This is a genomic window from Acidocella sp. C78 (assembly GCF_907164655.1).
In genome coordinates, this window is record NZ_CAJQZK010000001.1 from 107,479 (window position 1) to 124,272 (window position 16,794).

Genomic DNA, 16,794 nt, shown 5'->3' on the forward strand with positions numbered 1-16,794 from the left:
GTCAGGTTGTGGTTTTCGCATCTGTTATTGAAAAATTTGAATGGTCTACCAGACTGACTGGGAAATACAGTGATCTTGACCAACAGACGAGTCTGGGCGCGTAATGCAGCAAATCCTTAGCAAGAAAATCGAACCGGGAAGCTTTGTCGAGCTGCGGGGCCGTCCGTGGTTGGTCGAGGAAGTCCAGGGGGAGGCTGACGACCTTCAGACCCTCAACCTCTCGTGCATTTCCGACGATGCTCAAGGTGAGCGGCTGGAAATCCTCTGGGATGCCGAAATCGGCGCCGTCGTGCTCGATGAGGATGGGTGGCGGAATGTCGGCGCCGGCCTTCCTGATCGAGCTGAAGTGTTGGCCGCCCACCTTCGCGCGATAAGATGGCGATCTGCGACTGCCGCTGATCGCGACCTGCTGCAAGCGCCCTTTCGGGCAGGCATTCGGCTGGATGCCTATCAGCTTCTCCCACTTCGTAAGGCGTTGCGGCTTCCGCGCGTGAATCTGTTGATCGCGGATGACGTGGGCTTGGGCAAGACCGTCGAGGCAGGCTTAGTCGCGCGAGAGCTACTGCTGCGGCGGCGGATTGATTTCATCGTCATTGCGGCCCCGCCCGCTATGACGATCCAGTGGAAGGATGAACTGGAAGCGAAGTTCGGGCTTTCGTTCGAAATCATCGACAGAGAGCGGATAGGCGAGATGCGCCGGCTTCGGGGCTTCTCCGTGAATCCCTGGGCGACCGGCTCGCGATTCATCGTCTCGCACCGTCTCCTCACGGATGAGGTTTATGCGGCTGGACTCCGTGACGTGCTCGGCGAGTTTCGTGCCCGTGCGCTATTCGTTTTGGACGAGGCGCACCACGCCGCGCCCGCGGCGGGCATTCGCTACGCAATCTCAAGCCAGCTCACGAAGGCGGTTCGCGAACTCGGCGAGCGGTTCGAGCACCGCCTTTTCCTGACAGCCACGCCACATAATGGGCACTCGAACAGCTTCTCGGCTTTGCTTGAGATGCTTGATCCCCAGCGCTTCACTCGGGGTGTCGAGGTTCGCCCAAAGGATCTTGAGCCCGTCATGGTCCGGCGGCTGAAGGCCGATCTTCGGCGCCTTGGCGAAGCGTTCCCGGAGCGGATCATCGAGGCGGTTCGCATCGACGGTCTGCCAGAGGACACGCCTGAACTCGCACTCGCCCGGCAGCTTGCCACGTACGGCGAGATGCGGATGCGGCGCATCGCTAATCTTCCGACCCAAAAGGCGTCGATGGCGAAGCTGGCCTTTGTAGGTCTCCAGCAACGGCTGTTGTCGTCGGTCGCGGCGTTCGCACGGACCCTGAAAGTCCACAGGGCAACATTGCAGCGAATGCTCGATGGTGAAGAAGCCGGCTTGGTCGCTGCCGCCGCGCTGGCGTTTGTGGGCGGCCCGGCGAGCGAAGACAGCGCCGAGCTTGGGCTTGAAGGAGAGCGCGCCGAAAAAACTATCGACGCGGATGACGACGCCACGGCCGAGGCCGCTTCAGCCCTTGGCGTTGCAGACGCAGCGAAGGGAGACCTGCGCGCTGAACTTGCCGTGGTCGACGACATGTTGGCCATCGCAGAGCGCTACGCGTCGCGGCCCGACGCCCGGGTGCGCTGGTTGACCGACTGGATCAAAGCCAACCTTCTCAGCGGCCAAAACTGGAATCGCCGGCGTCTCATCATTTTCACGGAATACGAAGACACGCGGCGGTGGCTCGAACGACGCCTGCGTGAGGCGGTGTCGGACACGGATCGCGCTGATGACCGAGTTGGCGTCTTCACCGGCGCAACTGGATCGGATCGAAGGGAAGAGGTGAAGCGAGCGTTCAACGCTGATCCCGATGTTGAGCCGTTGCGCATCCTGATCTGCACTGATGCGGCCCGCGAAGGCATCAACCTCCAAAGCTATTGCTCCGACCTGATTCATTTCGACCTGCCGTGGAACCCCTCCCGACTGGAGCAGCGCAACGGCCGGATCGATCGCAAACTTCAACCTGCGAAACAGGTCATTTGCCGATATTTCCGTTATGAGCAGCGCGAAGCCGACATCGTCTTGGAGGCGTTGGTCCGGAAGACGGAGACCATCCGCGACCAGCTCGGATCGGTCGGCCAGGTTATTGAAGAGCGCATTGCGAAGCGTCTGGCCGAAGGTGGCATTTTGCGCGGTCAGGGCGCGGCGATCGCTAGGGCCATCGCTGAGGAAAGCGACGCCGAACGGCTCAATCGCGCGCGCGCCGAAATGGACGACGACGAGCGCGCGCGTCACGAACGGTTGCTAAAGGAGCAGGCCGATCTGCAGCGCGCACTCGAACGGTCGCGCGAGCGCGTCGGCGTCGACCCGGAAGATCTTCATCGTGTGGCTGCGGCGGCGTTGTCGCGCGCCGGTTATGTTCTGGACGACGCCCGTGGGCCGGCGGTCGGCAAGGTGGAAACCTACAGGCTCAATCCCAACGACCCGGCGTTCACAAAGGACGCGGGTTGGGACGATGCCTTCGACGATCTGCGGGTTCGACCGCGGAAGCGCGGTGAGCGTCTCGGCGACTGGCGGCGCGATGCGCCCATCCGGTCAATTGCTTTCAGTCCGCCGATCATGGCTGACGGCCGTGACGCCTCGGACGTGGTGCAAGTGCATCTTGAGCACCGCCTGGTCAGACGGCTCCTGTCTCGCTTCCTCAGCCAAGGCTTCCAGTCGAAGCTTTCGCGTGTGTCGGTCATTTACGGGCCGGGCGCGCAGCCTCGTATCGTACTGATGGGACGCCTGGCGGTCTTTGGCGCGGGCGCAGCCCGGCTGCATGAAGAAGTCATTCCGATTACCGCCATCTGGACGGAGTCAGAACGCGACCACAAGGCGCTCCGACCGCTGGGCGAGAGCGGCGAGGAGAAGACCCTCAACCAGCTCGAAGACGCCCTGCGTGACGCCCGTGAAGCGTCCGGAGCCGCCGTCGCCCGTATCCAGGCTCTCGTCGCAAAGGATATCGCCGACCTTGTCCCGGCCTTGGAAAAGATCGCCTCAGAGCGACTGACGACGGTTACGGCGCAACTTCAGAAGCGAGGGGAGGAGGAGGCGCGCTCGCTGTCAGACCTGCTTGAACAGCAGCGGTCACGTATCGCCAAGGCGGCCAAAGAGTTCGATCCCAACCAGCTCACCCTCGATCTCGTGCCCGAGGAGCGGCGCGAGCGAGAAGCTGACCGGCGGCATTGGGAAGGCCGCCTGACGCGCCTTGAACGTGAATTGCGCGATGAACCGAAGCGGCTTCGCGACTCCTATGAGGTGCGAGCGCATCGCCTGGAGCCCGTCGGCCTGGTCTATCTCTGGCCGGTATCGGGGTAAGTACAATGGCTGCGGAAATCTATCGCGATCCCGATCTCGAATGGCTCGACCATGTGCCCCCGGTGGGCCTCGTCGTCGCGCCGACGTTGCTCAAGGAATTGGGGTTATTGCCGCTCAGGCAAACGCCAATCGAAACTGGCCAGGTGACCGAGATTATCGGCTCGGAGCTTTCCAAGCCTGCGCTCACCGATCCCTGGGCGTTCTTCGAACAGGTTCTGGGCTGGGAAGCGCGCCACGTCGCTGGTGCGCCCGGCGGTCCGGCCATTCCGGACGAACTGCTCGTGGCGCTCCCGGAGCATGGCACCATGCTGCGACCGACATGGGCTGTCGCGGAGCTCGGTGACGGCGATCGCCGCTGGCAGCTTCTCGTGCGGATCGAGGCGCCAGGCGTCGATCCTGACGCCCGGAACGCCCTCGACGGCTGGGAGGCGACCCCACATCAGCGCTTCGAGCGGCTCTTGCGTGACACCGGCGTCTTTGCTGGCCTGCTGATCTCCGAGCGGGACGAACGGAAGGACGGTGAGGTTCGGTATTATCCCGAGTTTCGCCTGATCTATGCTCCGCGCGGCGAAACGTCGGGCCACCAGAGCTTTCCGATCCGGCCCATGGCGATGGTTGCCGGCCGACCCATGCTGGGCGGTCTGAAGCTCTTGCTCGATCGGTTTCGGCTGTTCTCGGATGCCGATAATCGGCGGCTGCCCGCGCTGCTGAAGCATAGCCGCGACGCCCAGGCTCTGGTTTCAACCGCTCTCGCCGAGCAGGTTCTCGGCGCGCTCCACGAACTTCTCCGAGGTTTGCACGCCGCCGAGCCAAGGCTGGTTCGCGAACTCGCGGAGAGCCGTCCTGATCATCTTTATGAGGGGCTGCTGACCGTCCTGATGCGGTTGGTCTTCGTGCTCTACGCCGAAGACCGGGACCTGCTTCCGTCTCGATCCGACGCCCGTGCGCGCGAGATCTACGAGACGAGTTATTCGGTTCGCGGGCTTTACGCGAAGCTCACGGAAGACGCGACGCTCAATCCCGACACCATGGACGAGCGGCGCGGTGGATGGGGCGGATTACTGGCGCTGTTTCGCCTGATCCACAAAGGCCACAAGACCGGCTTCGTGCAGGCGCGTGGCGGCAAGCTGTTCGATCCGGACGAATTCCCCTTCCTTGAAGGCCGCTCCTCAAAGGATGAGCCAGCCCGGATACTGGCCGTGTCGGACGGGTGCCTGCTTCGCATCCTTGAAGGGCTGATGACCCTGAAGCTGCGCGGTGCAGAGCGCGAGCGACTGTCCTATCGAACCCTCGACGTCGAACAGATCGGCTCGGTCTACGAGACAGTCATGGGCTTTACGGTCGAGGCCGCCACGAGCCGCGTGCTCGCCATCAAGGCGGGCAAGAACAACAAGACGCCGGTTTTCGTCGCGCTCGATGACGTTCTCGCGAAGAAGGGCAAGGACCGAATCAAGGAACTGAAGGAAAACGTCGGGCGCGCGTTGACGGCAGCGCAGGCTAAGCCGGTCGAGGACGCCAAGAGCGTCGAGGATCTTGTGGCCGCGCTCGACGGCATGGTCGATGAGCGCGGCTCGCCAACGAAGCGGGTCGCGGCATCCGGAACACCGATCCTGCAGCCAACTGGCGAACGGCGACGGACCGGCAGCCACTATACGCCTCGGTCACTCACCGCGCCAATCGTCAAATATGCGCTGGAGCCGGCCTTCGAGCGGCTCGGAGCGGACGCCACGCCGGAGCAGGTGCTGGAGCTGAAAGTGTGCGACCCGGCCATGGGCTCGGGCGCCTTCCTGGTCGAGGCCTGCCGCGCTTTGGGCGAGCGCCTCGTAGTAGCCTGGACACGTTGGCCGCAGACGCGTCCGACCATTCCCGCCGACGAGGACGAGGAGCTTCATGCGCGGCGGCTCGTCGCACAACGCTGTCTCTACGGGGTCGATAAAAACCCGCGCGCGGTCGATCTTGCGCGGCTGTCTCTTTGGCTGGCCACGTTGGCACGGGACCACGAGTTCACATTCTTGGATCACGCGTTGAAGTGCGGCGATAGTCTTGTCGGCCTGAAGATCGCAAAGATCTCTGCGGCCAATTGGAATGAATCAAAGGCTGGTCTTCCGTTATTTCGGCAATTAGTGCGCGAAAGTGTGTCGAAAGCTATGAGGGGGCGAGCCGAAATTCAGAACGCGCCAGACGACATTGGGCGCACTGTTCAGGAGGCCCGATTCAGCAGTTTGGAGTCTGAAGTGCTTCCAATCAGGGTGATGGGGGATGCTGTGGTCTCCTCCTTTTTTGTGTCGGACAAAACAAAAGCTCGGGAGAAGGCACGCGCAGAGGTCGAAAGCCAGATCTCTAGCGCGCAGCCACGTTGGGATTTACTCAATTTTGCAGCAACGCGATTGCGCAAAGGTGAGCACGGGATACCCCCATTCCATTGGGAGATCGAGTTCCCGGAAGTCTTTGACCGAAAGAACGGCGGGTTTGATGCGATCGTTGGTAATCCACCCTTTGCCGGTGGAAATACGATTGTGGCAGGAAATGCGAAGAATTATATTCCTTGGTTGCAGACAATACATGACGGTGCTCACGGAAACGCAGACATTTCCGCGCATTTCTTTAGGCGCGCATTTGTATTGCTCCGGTCTGGTGGTGTGTTGGGGCTAATAGCTACAAATACCATTGGTCAAGGGGATACAAGGCAGTCTGGCCCGACTTGAACAGCGACCTGAAAATAGTCCAATGAAAACAGCCATGTATTGTGGGCGCGTGGTTTCTTAGCACCACACCCTGCGGCTTTCGGGAGGATTTGGATCAGGAAGCGGATGCGTCTCGCACGTTGGCTGGCAGGGCGACGCCGGCGGCCTTGAAGATCGGCCCGATCGAGTTGGTTGCTGGGGTGCGCAGGACGATCTGCTGCCCGCGCTTGCTGATGGTGACCTCCTGGAGGCGGTCGAGATCACGCAGGAGATCGGCCCATTCGACGCGCTTGCCGGCCCGGCGGAGTTTTTCGTCGAGCGCCTGGTGCAGGATCAGCGCGAGGAACGAGCAGAAGACGTGGCCGCGGATGGCGGCGTCGGAGGAATGGTAGATTGGCCGGGTGCGCATTGTCGCCTTCGCGACACGGAACAGCCGTTCGACATTCTGCAGGTCCCGGTAGCGGATCACCGCCTGCAGCGGTGAAATCCGGGCGTTGGAGCGCAGCACGAAGACGCCGTCGAAGCGGGCTTCCTCGGCGAGCTTGCCGGCGTCGATCTCGAACAGCTTGTGCTTGCGGCCGGGCTTTGCGTCACTGACCGGGCGCAGGAAGCGGCGATAGGCGGAGTTGCCGATCAGCGCCTTATCGCCGCGCGTCAGCTGACGATCGAGGGCGGCGACCACCTTGCGCCTGGTCTCGGCCTCTTCGATGGCCACCGCCTCGTTGCGGCAGACGATATAGCGCTTGCCCGCGACCTTGACCTCCTTGATGAAGAGCTGGGTCTCGTCGCCACCGGCGCGCTCGAGGCAGAGCGGGGTGTAGGGGCGCTCATCGGCCAGCACCACCTCGCGGACGATGCGGTCGGTGCGTTCCCTTGCGCCGAGCACGTATTCCAGCCCGCGCTCCTCCAGCGCGGCGATCGTCGCGGCACTGATCATGCCGCGATCGGCGACGACGCAGACCCGGCCGATGCCGAAGCGCGACCGCAGGCGGTCGATCACCGGCACCAGCACCGAGACATCGGCGGTGTTTCCTGGCCACATCTCGGTGCAGATTGGCCTTCCGTCCTGATCGATCACCACGCCGAGGATCATCTGCGCGAGCTGTGGGCGGTAATCCTTGGAGTGGCCCCGCGCGCCCAGCGTCTCGCCGCCGGCACCTTCGAAATACAGCGAGGTGGTGTCCATGAACACGACCGAGAGGTCGGTGAACAGATCATGCCGTCGGGCGAAGAGACGCTCTTCCACCAGATCCTTCACCGTCCGTGGCGCAAAGGGCGTGGCATCCCCCTGTTCCTCGTCCGGCAGCTCTTCGCCGAGCCAGGCCATGGCGCGGTAGAGGTGATGCAGGCCGAGCTCCTCGGTGCCGGGAATGTCGTAATCCTCGAGCCATTTGTCGCAGGCGCGATCCGAGCCCGAGACCATGATCCGGTGGAGCACGGTGGCGAACACCGCGCGCTCGACCGGGAACTCGAACTGCCGCCCGGCCAGCAGCTCCTCGAACACAGCAGCGATCCCGCTCTCCTGCCACAGTCGGCCGAACAACAGCGGCGCGCCGATCCGCTTGCAGCTCAGCCCGTCCGGATTGCCTGCCGCCAGCTGGGCCAGGACCGAGGCACGGTCGGCATAGCGCGCGATCGAGGCGGCGAGGCGGTCGAGACCTCCATCGGCCAGGACGACTTCCTTCCGGCCCAGGTTCTTGATGATGCGCTGCTTGCTGCGCCCGTCCTCACGGACGCTCTCGACCAGATAAAGGTAGCTGTAGCCGTTGATTCGCTTCTCGCGCACGAACATGCCGAATTGGCAGCCGAAAACCAATCATAAATCAAGTTAAAAGAAGCAATTTGCGCAATTATTTAGCACCACGTTTTTGCAAAATCCCGACGTGCCTACGAAAATCTCGAGTGAAATCAAAGATCTCAACTTACGATACCGTATCGTTCCGGGTTTGACTGTTTACTCAGCAGTCGGTAATATAGGCGACAGTTGGTGCTTTGAAGAATGATTGCACGAGACGTGGTTTGCGCTTGATGGCGGCGAGTTGGGCTTCGATTTTGTCCTGAAGCTTTTCGCCTTGGCGTAGCGGAGTCCGGGCGACGCCCGTCCGCTTCATGTGGCTCCAGACCAGTTCATCTGGGTTCAGGTCAGGGGCGTAGCCTGGCAGAAAATGCAACGTCAGCATTCCATTGGTCGACGCCACGTAGGCTTTCACCAGCGCTGTTTTGTGGGCAGGCAGCCCGTCGAGGACCAGGTGCACCGGCCTCGTGCGGTGCCGCATCATCCGGCGTAGCAGCGCTACGAACAACTCAGCATTCAGGCCGCCTTCATAAGTGCAATACCAGAACCCGCCGCGGGCTGTCACCGCCGAGGCGGCGCTGATCGATTGCCGTTGGCCCGGACGCTCGACGATCGGCGTCTGTCCCTTCACGCCCCAGGTCTTGCCATGCACGGCGTCGGCCCGAAAGCCGGACTCGTCCCAGAAAAAGACCTCGCCGCCACAGGACTTGGCCTGCCTGGCGATTTCAGGAAACCGCTCACGTCGCCATGCCTCGATCGCCTCCGGATCGCGCTGATAGGCACGCTGCAACGGCTTTTGCGGCGTCAGGCCCAGTTTCGACAGCAGTTCGCCCACAGCCGTCACACCGAGTTTGATACCAAACTTGCGCTCGATCAGTTCGGCCACAACGTGCCGGGTCCACAGCCCGAAATCCAGGCCGTATTGGCGCGGATCGCGGCCATTGATCCAACGCAACACCTGCTGCTCCTGGCGCGGCGTCAGACGCCGCGGCCGGCCGGTTGCCGGCCGTGACCGCAAGGCTTTCACCCCGACCCCAGGCTTCGATGCCGCGCTGAGCCATTTATAGATTGTTGTGCGGCTGAACCCGTATGAGGCAATCACCAAAGAGGCCGCTTCGCCCTCGCGCACCCGCTCTACAGCCATCAGCCGGATGGTTTCCAGGGTGCGATGATCAAATCTGCGACCGTCCCGTTTCATGCCAGAATTATATCATCCCCGCAAACATACGACTAGCAAAATGTCGTCTTAATTACCGACTGGTGAGTAATGAAAATAGCCGGAACCACGGAGATTGCCGTGGGTAATGACCGCCTGGGGCTCGCCCGCCGCGGCGGTTGAACGATCGAGCTTGTTGGCGACGATCGAGGCGAGACTTTTGTAGGTGAACGCACCGATCGCGACGGCGCGGTCGGCTACGGCCTCAGCGCGGGCGGGTTCGAGGTCCTTGAACAATCGGAGAATGCCGAGATAGGTCCGGAACCCCTGTTCGGGATGCGGCCGGCTGGCGAGGATGGCGGTGATCAGCCCTTCGGTATGCGGGCCGATGGAGGCGCCCCAGCGGCGGAACCGCTCCGGCGTCCATTCGGCGTAGCGCCGGTGGGCACTCGGCATGTGCTCGATATCGGTGCCATGCTTGCGGCCGCCGTAGCGACGCTGGTGAACCGCAATGCGCTTGCCGTGGTGGAATATCTCAATGCCGCGTTCGGTCGCGCGGGTATCGACCTGCTGGCGGATCAGTTCATGCGGCACCGAGTAGAAAAACCCGCAGACCTCGACGTGATAATCCAGCGCGACCCGTGCCAGACCCCATTCGGCGAATTCATAGTCGGATGCCGGCAACGCCGCGAGCGCGGGCCGCTCGATCGTCTCGAAGAGATGCCGGCGGCTGACGCCGATCCGGCGCATGACATAGTCGTTGATCCGATCGACCATGCCGGCGATCGCCTGGTTGGCCTCGGCCAGCGAGAAGAACGTCTGCCGGCGCAGACGCCCCAGGATATAGGTTTGAGCAAAGCGTACCCCGGATTCCACCTTCGCTTTATCGCGGGGCCGGAACGGACGCGCAGGGAGCACACCGACCCCGTAATGTGACGCCATGCGCCCGTAGCTGAGGTTGATCTCGGGATCGTAGAACGATGGCTTGTTGACGCCGGACTTCAGATTATCCGGCACTATCAGCCGCGGAACACCGCCAAATGCGCGGAACATGCGGACATGCGCGCCAATCCAGTCCGGCAGCGTCTGGGTCCAACTCGCCTCCGCATAGGTGAAGCTCGATGCGCCGAGCACGCCGACGAAGATCTCCGCCTGTCGAACTTCGCCACTCGCCCGATCGACAATGCCAATCCGCTTGCCGGAATAATCGACGAAGACCTTGTCGCCAGCACGATGATCCTGGCGCATGACCGGTGACAGGCGGGCCTCGAATTCCCTGAACAGTTCGCAGAACCGCGAATATCCGTAACCGTCCGGGTGCTGGTCACGGTACTCCTCCCAAAGCACCTGCAGATTCATCCCAGGCCGCTTCAGTTCGCAGACCAGTTCGTCCCAGGCCGGCTCGGCACGGCGCCGAACCCCTGCTGTCAAATCGCGTCCAACCGTGACCCCTTTTCGCGTCCAATTCCGACCCCTTTGGGCGTTAGACGAGGCGTTATCGACGTGGGCTTATCCACGTAGTGCATAGGGGGGACCCGCGATCTTCGTCGCGCGCCATAGAGCGCGAGCGGCGGAGATCGTGGGGGGTTCCTGTGCGCCCACGTGGATAAGCCGGGTGGGGGTCTGGGGAGGGTTTTTAGTCAGCTTCGGTTCTTGAAGCGCCAGCTTTCGTTGCCGGTTTCGATGATGTCGCAGTGATGGGTGAGGCGATCCAGCATGGCTGTGGTCATCTTGGCGTCGCCAAAGACCTGCGGCCAATCTGCAAAGGCGAGATTTGTGGTGATCAGCAGCGAGGTGTTTTCGTAGAGCTTGCTGATCAGGTGGAACAGGAGCTGGCCACCGGCCTGGCTGAACGGCAGGTAGCCGAGTTCGTCGATGACGATCAGATCGTGGCGAAGCAGCCGTTCAACCAGATTGCCGCTGCGACCGGCGGCCTTCTCCTGTTCCAGCTGGTTGACCAGATCGACGAGATTATAGAACCGGCCGCGCGCCCCGGCGCGGATGACGGCGGCCGCCACGGCGATGCACAGATGCGTCTTGCCGGTGCCGGTGCCGCCGATGAAGATGCCGTTCCGCTTGCCCTCCAGGAAGCTGCCGGTCGCCAGCTCGCGCACCAGTCCCTCGTCGATCGGCGTGCCCTTGAAGGTGAACGTGTCGAGATCCTTCAACACCGGGAACTTGGCGCTGCTGATCCGATAGGTGATCGACCGGGCTTGCCGGAAGGTGCGTTCCGCGCGGATCAGGCTGGCGATCAGACCGTAGAACTCATCGCGCCGCGCCACGCCCTTGCCGGCGATCTCGTCGAAGCTTGCGCGCATGCCGTGCAGCTTCAGCTCGGCCATCGCTTCGAGGATGTCCTGCCGTTCCATCAGGCAGCACTCCTGAGCCTGTCGTAGCGGCCGCAATCGGCAAGGGGCTCGACTTTCAGGCGCAGGGCGTCGGGCGTGATGATGCTCGGCGGCACCGGCGGCTGCAGCCGGCGCGCCAGGATGGCGAGGATGACGTCGCCGCTGGCGATCCCGACCTCGAGCGCCTCGGCACAGGCCGCCTCGACCGCGGCCAGACCGTGATCGAGCACGGCTGCCAGTATCTTGACGAACTGGCGGTCGCCGTCGGCGTGCTGCTTCAGCTTCGCCCGGGCGGCCGCAAGGCCAGGCGGCAGCTGCCAGTCCTTGAACGGCGCGCCATTGCGCAGCGCCCCCGGCTTGCGCACCAGGATCGGCAGGTAGTGCCAGGGATCGTAGATCACCTGGCCACGCCGGAAGTCCCGCGGATGCTCGGCGACGACCTCGCCGTCCAGCAGCACGACAAGGCGCGCCGCATGCGAGCGCACCTGAACCATCCGTCCAGCGGCACGGGCATCGACGCTGTAGCGGTTGTGGTCCGCCATGATCAGGCAGGTCGTGCTCGCACGCACCACCTTCTCGACGAAGCCATCGAACGGTCCGCGCATCGCCATCAGCTGCGGGCGTTCGTCCTCGAACACCGCCCAGATACTCCGGTCCTTGACCTCGGGATGCGGCGTCCGCCTGGCAAAGGCGACGCATTCGTCCTCGAGCCACGCGTTGAGCTCGGCAAGGCTGCCGACCCGCGGCCTGGGCCGGAACAACTGGTCACGCAGATTGCCGACCTGGTTCTCGACCTGACCCTTCTCCCACCCTGCCGCAGGCGTACAGGCCACCGGCTCGACCAGGTGATGCGAGCACATCTGCAGAAATCGCCGGTTGTAGCGACGCTCCTTGCCCAGGAAGATCGCCTCCACCGCCGTCTTCATGTTGTCGTAGATCCCACGCCGGCAAACGCCACCAAAATACGCGAAACCCTTGTCGTGCGCATCGAAGACCAGCTCCTGGGTCTCCCGATGATACGCCCGAACGAACGGCATCCGGCTGTGCGACAGCTTCATGTGCGCAACCTTCACCGTCACCGGCAGCCCCTGCAGCGTGATCGCCTCATGGCTCCAATCGAACTGGTAGGCTTCCCCCGGCGCAAAGCTCAGCGGCACATAAGCCCGCACCGGAACCCGGGCATGTTCACGCCGCCACGCCTTGGCAAATCGATGCACGCTGTCATGCGCGCCCTCATACCCGAGCCCCCGCAGTTCCTCGAACAGACGCTGCGTCGAGCGCCGCCCCCGCCGCGGCAAGCCCGCTTCCCGCTCCAGGATCGCCGTCAGCCGCTCAACCCACTCCCCAAGCTTCGGCGCAGGCTGCACGTCACGCGCATACCGAAACGCCGTCGCCGAACCCCGGACGACCTTGCGCACCGTCGCACGCGAAACCGCCAGACGCCGCACAATCTCCTTGATCGGCAGATGCTCATCAAAATAAGCCCGCCGAATCTCCCCAATCCGATCATCCCCCGAGAAATCTCCCAAACTCACCACGAGCGTTAGGGAGGGTCCTGACACCATTCGTCAGAGGGGTCGAAATTCGACGCGATTTCCGCCCCTCAGGGGGTCACTATTGCAAGCGAATTTACACACCAGGCTGACAAGGAGCCCTGCGGATCAGTATCAATCAGGACCGCAGGCCCGTCTCCAGCAATCTCGGCCGCCACAGCGAGATGCGCAGCAAGAGTGGTTTTCCCTGAACCGCCCTTCTGGCTTGCAAGAACGATAACGTGCATTTTGGCTTTATGTTTAGAACGATTGCGTGTTTTCGTTCATCCCATAAAGCGTGAAAACGTGCAATACCACTATAACGTTTAAACTGAAGTTTTTACTTGGGAATGACCTGAACGTGGCGGATAGCCTCGCGTAGCGCTGATTTCTTGCGAGCGTTTTGTGTCCATAAATGGGGCTTGCGGTGCGACTCGATCTGTGATTCGCTCGGGTTATGTTCATCGATGTGGTTCCGAATGGCCGATCGGCGCCGGCCGTGCTGTTGCGGGAGAGTTTCCGCGAGGGGCGGAAGGTTCACAAGCGTACCATCGCCAATCTGAGCCAGATGCCGCCCGCGTTGATCGATGGCCTACGAGCGCTGCTCGCGGGTGGCGCGGTGGTTGGTGGTGCCGATCAGGCGCTGGAGATCCGGCGTTCGCTGCCGCATGGTCATGTGGCGGCGGCACTCGGGATGATGCGCAAGCTCGGGATACCCCGCCTGCTGGGCCGGAGGGCGTCGCGCGAGCGCAGTCTCGCCCTGGCGCTGATCGCCGGCCGGGTGATCGCGCCGGGATCGAAGCTCTCGACCCTGCGCGGCCTGAACCCGGAGACCGCAACATCGAGCCTCGGGCAGATGCTTGATCTCGGTGTCATTGAAGAGCGCGAGATCTATGCGGCGCTGGACTGGCTGGGCACGCAGCAGGGGCGGATCGAACGGGAGTTTGCAAGGCGCCATCTGCGCGACGGCACGCTGGTGCTCTACGACGTCAGTTCATCCTACCTCGAAGGCCGGCATTGCGAACTGGCACACCACGGATACAGCCGGGATCACCGGCCCGATCGGCCGCAGATCGTCTATGGTCTGCTGTGCGATCGCGAGGGGCGGCCGATCGCAGTGGAAGTGTTCGAAGGCAACACCGCCGATCCGGCGACGATCGCCGCCCAGGTGGAGAAACTCAAGCGCCGGTTCCATCTCGAGCGCGTCGTCCTGGTGGGTGATCGCGGAATGATCACCACGGCGCGGATCCGCGAGACGATCAAGCCGGCGGGGCTGGACTGGATCAGCTGCCTGCGCGCGGGGCAGATCCAGGATCTTGCCGAGGGACCGCTGCAGATGTCGCTGTTCGACGAGCGCGATATCGCCGCGATCACGTCGCCCGATTATCCGGGCGAGCGGCTGATCGCCTGTCGCAACGCCGCCCTGGCGACCGAACGACGGCGCAAGCGCGAGGCGCTGCTCGTGGCCACCGAGACGGAACTGGCGCGGATCCGGGATGCGACACGGCGCAAACGCGCTCCTCTTCATGGCGAGGCCGCGATCGGGCTGGCGGTGGGGGCGGTGATCAACCAGCGCAAGATGGCCAAGCATTTCGATCTCACCATCACCGCCAGCCGCTTCGATTTCCAGCGCAACGCCGCCAGCATCGCGCGCGAGGCGGCCCTCGACGGCATCTATGTCATCCGCACCAGTGTGAGCGCGGACGTCATGAGCGAGACCGAAGCCGTGTCAGCCTACAAGGATCTCTCACGGGTGGAACGGGCGTTCCGGTCCCTCAAATCGGTCGATCTCGCGATCCGCCCGGTGCATCACTGGCTCTCGCCGCGGGTGCGTGCCCACGTCTTCCTCTGCATGATGGCCTATTACGTCGAATGGCATCTGCGCGACGCCCTCAAGCCCCTGCTGTTCCAGGATCACGACCGGCCAGGCGCGGAAACTGAACGCTCATCGCCGGTTGCCCCCGCATCGATATCCCCGGCCGCCGATCGCAAGCGCGGGCGACGCCGCAACGACCAGAACCTGCCGATTTCGAGCTTCACCGACCTGATGGCGCATCTCGCCACACAGACCCTCAACACCGCCTCCCTACCCAAGGCGCCGAACGCCACCTTCACCGCTCTGGCAAACCCCACGTCGCTGCAAACCACCGCCTTCGCCCTGATCGGGATCGACCCCATGCGTGTCCAGTAAGCGGCAAAATCAGATCTCGAAGTTCACCGATAAATACAGGGAATTTGCTTTCGAATCAGTGAAAACTTCAGTTTAAACGATTTTTTCTTTTCGTGCTTTCGTGCTTTCGTGTTTTCGTGCTTTCGTGCTTTCGTGCTTTCGTGCTTTTAGGTATGCCTAAAATGCCGGCCCAACTCAAGCAGCCTCATCGCGACCTGCCTTACGTGGTCGTCCGCCCTTACGTCCGTTCACCTGGGCGCTACTCCGCTTCGCTGACGAAGTTGCCTTGCCGCCGCGGCTCGCAAAAAGCGCAGCGACGCTCGGCGCCGGCAGCATCGCCGGGAGAACGGCCGTCAGGAGACCGTTCACGCCGACATGGATATCGCGATCCTCCAACGCGATCGCCGATCCGTCCGGCCAGAGTTCCAGCCCGGCGAGATCCTCTTTGCTCACGTCCTGAAGCGCCCCGATCCACTGAAGAGGGATCAGAAAACCGGCATTCCGGGTGGTGATGATCTCGAGCGCATCGCGCTCCGGTACGTAGCGAACCGATTGGGCTCGAATCTCCGTCTCCGCCTCGGTCCGACCGGCCGCCAGAGCATTCGCATAGTCCGCATCCGTGATCCGCTGCTTGGTCATGATCGCAATCTCACTTCTCTCGTCGTGCCGTCCCGAAGGATCAGCCGCAGCACTTCATTCCCGGGGTCATAGTCCGCCTCCGCAATCTGACGCGCCCCCGATTCTCGGCCCGGCAGCAGCTCGACGGCTCCGGCATCAAGAACACGCGCCCATTGGTTCGTCAGGCACGTGGTCCGCCGGATCTCCCACCAGGCCTTTCGGCAATCCGGCAAGCGCGCCTCGACCTCGCCGAGGAGACGATTAAGCGTGCGCTGCAGGGGAATGTTCTTCAGCGGCGCGATGCTGAGCAGCGTCACATCGTCACCGAGATACAAAAACCCGATCCGCGCGATCCAATCGTCGCCTCGATGCCGGGCATGAACATGTGGCGGACAGTGATCGTCGGCAAAGACGTAGACCACGGCACCGGTCGCCTCGGACACGAACACCCGACTCATGGCTTGATAATAACCTATCGGCTTGGGTTTTCAAGGGTACGCCGATCAGGCCGAAACCGGATTCATCCCCACATTCTGCGGGCGATGTCCTGCTCTTCGGCGCCGACCGCGTCGGCGTAGATCGCGGTGGTGGAGAGCTGGGCGTGGCCAAGCCATTTCTGCACCAGGTTGAGGGGGATGCCGGCGGAGACGGCGGCCACTCCGAAGCCGTGCCGCAGTCCCTTGGGCGAAGCGTGCGGCCCGGACAGGCCGGCGTCTTCCATGACGTGATGGACGGCACGCCAGCCGGTCATCCGCGACCAGGGCCAGAGCCTTGTGCCGCGTCCCTTATCCCGGCGGGACTGCAGTTCGCGGATCCCGTGAACCAGATCGAGCGCCTCGAGCAGGGCAGGGGGGACGGGCACGGCACGGTAGATCCCCGCGCGGCGCTTTTTCAGCGTTTCGAAGACGATCACCCCGCCGGCGAGGTCGGCCCGGTCGGCGGTCAGCGCCAGCGCCTCGGACAGGCGGCAGCCGGCGAAGGCCAGGGTCATGCAGAGGGTCCGCACCTGACGATCGACGCGTTCGGCCGCGGCGAGGAAGGCTTTCCGTTCGCTCTCGGTGAGATATTTCCGGGCGCCGGTCTCGTCATAGAGGCTCATCCCCTGGGGCCGGGCAGGGTACGGCGCCGGCGGCACGGGAGATGCCGCAGTCGTTGTG

The 16,794-nt window shown here is 63.0% G+C and carries 10 protein-coding genes and 2 pseudogenes; 3 read left to right on the top strand and 9 right to left on the bottom strand.

The annotated features are described in order from the left end of the window. Window positions 1-103 precede the first annotated feature (103 nt). Both drmD and ACIDOCELLA78_RS97435 read left to right on the top strand, forming a co-directional pair. Entirely contained in the window at window positions 104-3,334 is a 3,231-nt protein-coding gene (drmD, locus tag ACIDOCELLA78_RS97430) for a DISARM system SNF2-like helicase DrmD (protein ID WP_201727478.1), read from the top strand. Between the two features lie 5 nt (window positions 3,335-3,339). Continuing rightward, window positions 3,340-6,039 carry an Eco57I restriction-modification methylase domain-containing protein gene (locus ACIDOCELLA78_RS97435; protein ID WP_201727479.1) on the top strand — a complete coding sequence of 900 codons (2,700 nt, stop codon included), beginning with the start codon at window positions 3,340-3,342 and terminating at the stop codon, window positions 6,037-6,039. A gap of 94 nt (window positions 6,040-6,133) precedes the next feature. Here ACIDOCELLA78_RS97435 and ACIDOCELLA78_RS97440 read toward each other — a convergent pair whose 3' ends face one another. The 6 genes and pseudogenes from ACIDOCELLA78_RS97440 to ACIDOCELLA78_RS97465 all read right to left on the bottom strand — a co-directional run. After that, on the bottom strand, window positions 6,134-7,810 hold the full coding sequence (locus tag ACIDOCELLA78_RS97440) for an IS1634 family transposase (RefSeq protein WP_201727475.1): 1,677 nt from the start codon (window positions 7,808-7,810) through the stop codon (window positions 6,134-6,136). Between the two features lie 166 nt (window positions 7,811-7,976). Further along, window positions 7,977-9,011 (bottom strand): IS630 family transposase, encoded by a 1,035-nt coding sequence (locus tag ACIDOCELLA78_RS97445; protein ID WP_201727480.1) that lies wholly within the window; start codon window positions 9,009-9,011, stop codon window positions 7,977-7,979. A 48-nt stretch (window positions 9,012-9,059) separates the two neighbouring features. Continuing rightward, entirely contained in the window at window positions 9,060-10,400 is a 1,341-nt protein-coding gene (gene istA / locus ACIDOCELLA78_RS97450) for an IS21 family transposase (RefSeq protein ID WP_283770795.1), read from the bottom strand. Between the two features lie 209 nt (window positions 10,401-10,609). Then, complete coding sequence (gene istB / locus ACIDOCELLA78_RS97455; protein ID WP_201727481.1) at window positions 10,610-11,338, bottom strand: IS21-like element helper ATPase IstB; 729 nt, start codon at window positions 11,336-11,338, stop codon at window positions 10,610-10,612. After that, window positions 11,235-12,882 (bottom strand): annotated as a pseudogene (istA, locus tag ACIDOCELLA78_RS97460) (IS21 family transposase). The gene istB and the pseudogene istA (ACIDOCELLA78_RS97460) overlap by 104 nt, the downstream one beginning before the upstream one ends. A 71-nt stretch (window positions 12,883-12,953) precedes the next feature. Then, window positions 12,954-13,097, bottom strand: a pseudogene (locus ACIDOCELLA78_RS97465) (AAA family ATPase); the annotation flags it as partial. A gap of 209 nt (window positions 13,098-13,306) precedes the next feature. Here ACIDOCELLA78_RS97465 and ACIDOCELLA78_RS97470 point away from each other — a divergent pair. Beyond that, complete coding sequence (locus ACIDOCELLA78_RS97470; protein ID WP_201727483.1) at window positions 13,307-15,040, top strand: IS1634 family transposase; 1,734 nt, start codon at window positions 13,307-13,309, stop codon at window positions 15,038-15,040. A 174-nt stretch (window positions 15,041-15,214) separates the two neighbouring features. On the opposite strand, the gene ACIDOCELLA78_RS97475 is transcribed toward ACIDOCELLA78_RS97470, so the two are convergent. The 3 genes from ACIDOCELLA78_RS97475 to ACIDOCELLA78_RS97485 all read right to left on the bottom strand — a co-directional run bounded on the left by ACIDOCELLA78_RS97475 (window position 15,215) and on the right by ACIDOCELLA78_RS97485 (window position 16,736). Continuing rightward, window positions 15,215-15,658 carry a DUF2442 domain-containing protein gene (locus ACIDOCELLA78_RS97475; protein ID WP_201727484.1) on the bottom strand — a complete coding sequence of 148 codons (444 nt, stop codon included), beginning with the start codon at window positions 15,656-15,658 and terminating at the stop codon, window positions 15,215-15,217. Continuing rightward, on the bottom strand, window positions 15,655-16,080 hold the full coding sequence (locus ACIDOCELLA78_RS97480) for a hypothetical protein (protein ID WP_201727485.1): 426 nt from the start codon (window positions 16,078-16,080) through the stop codon (window positions 15,655-15,657). Before ACIDOCELLA78_RS97480 ends, ACIDOCELLA78_RS97475 begins: the two co-directional genes overlap by 4 nt. Before the next feature lie 77 nt (window positions 16,081-16,157). Continuing rightward, window positions 16,158-16,736, bottom strand: coding sequence for a site-specific integrase (locus ACIDOCELLA78_RS97485; protein WP_201727486.1), 579 nt, complete (start codon window positions 16,734-16,736; stop codon window positions 16,158-16,160). Between the last annotated feature and the right edge of the window lie 58 nt (window positions 16,737-16,794).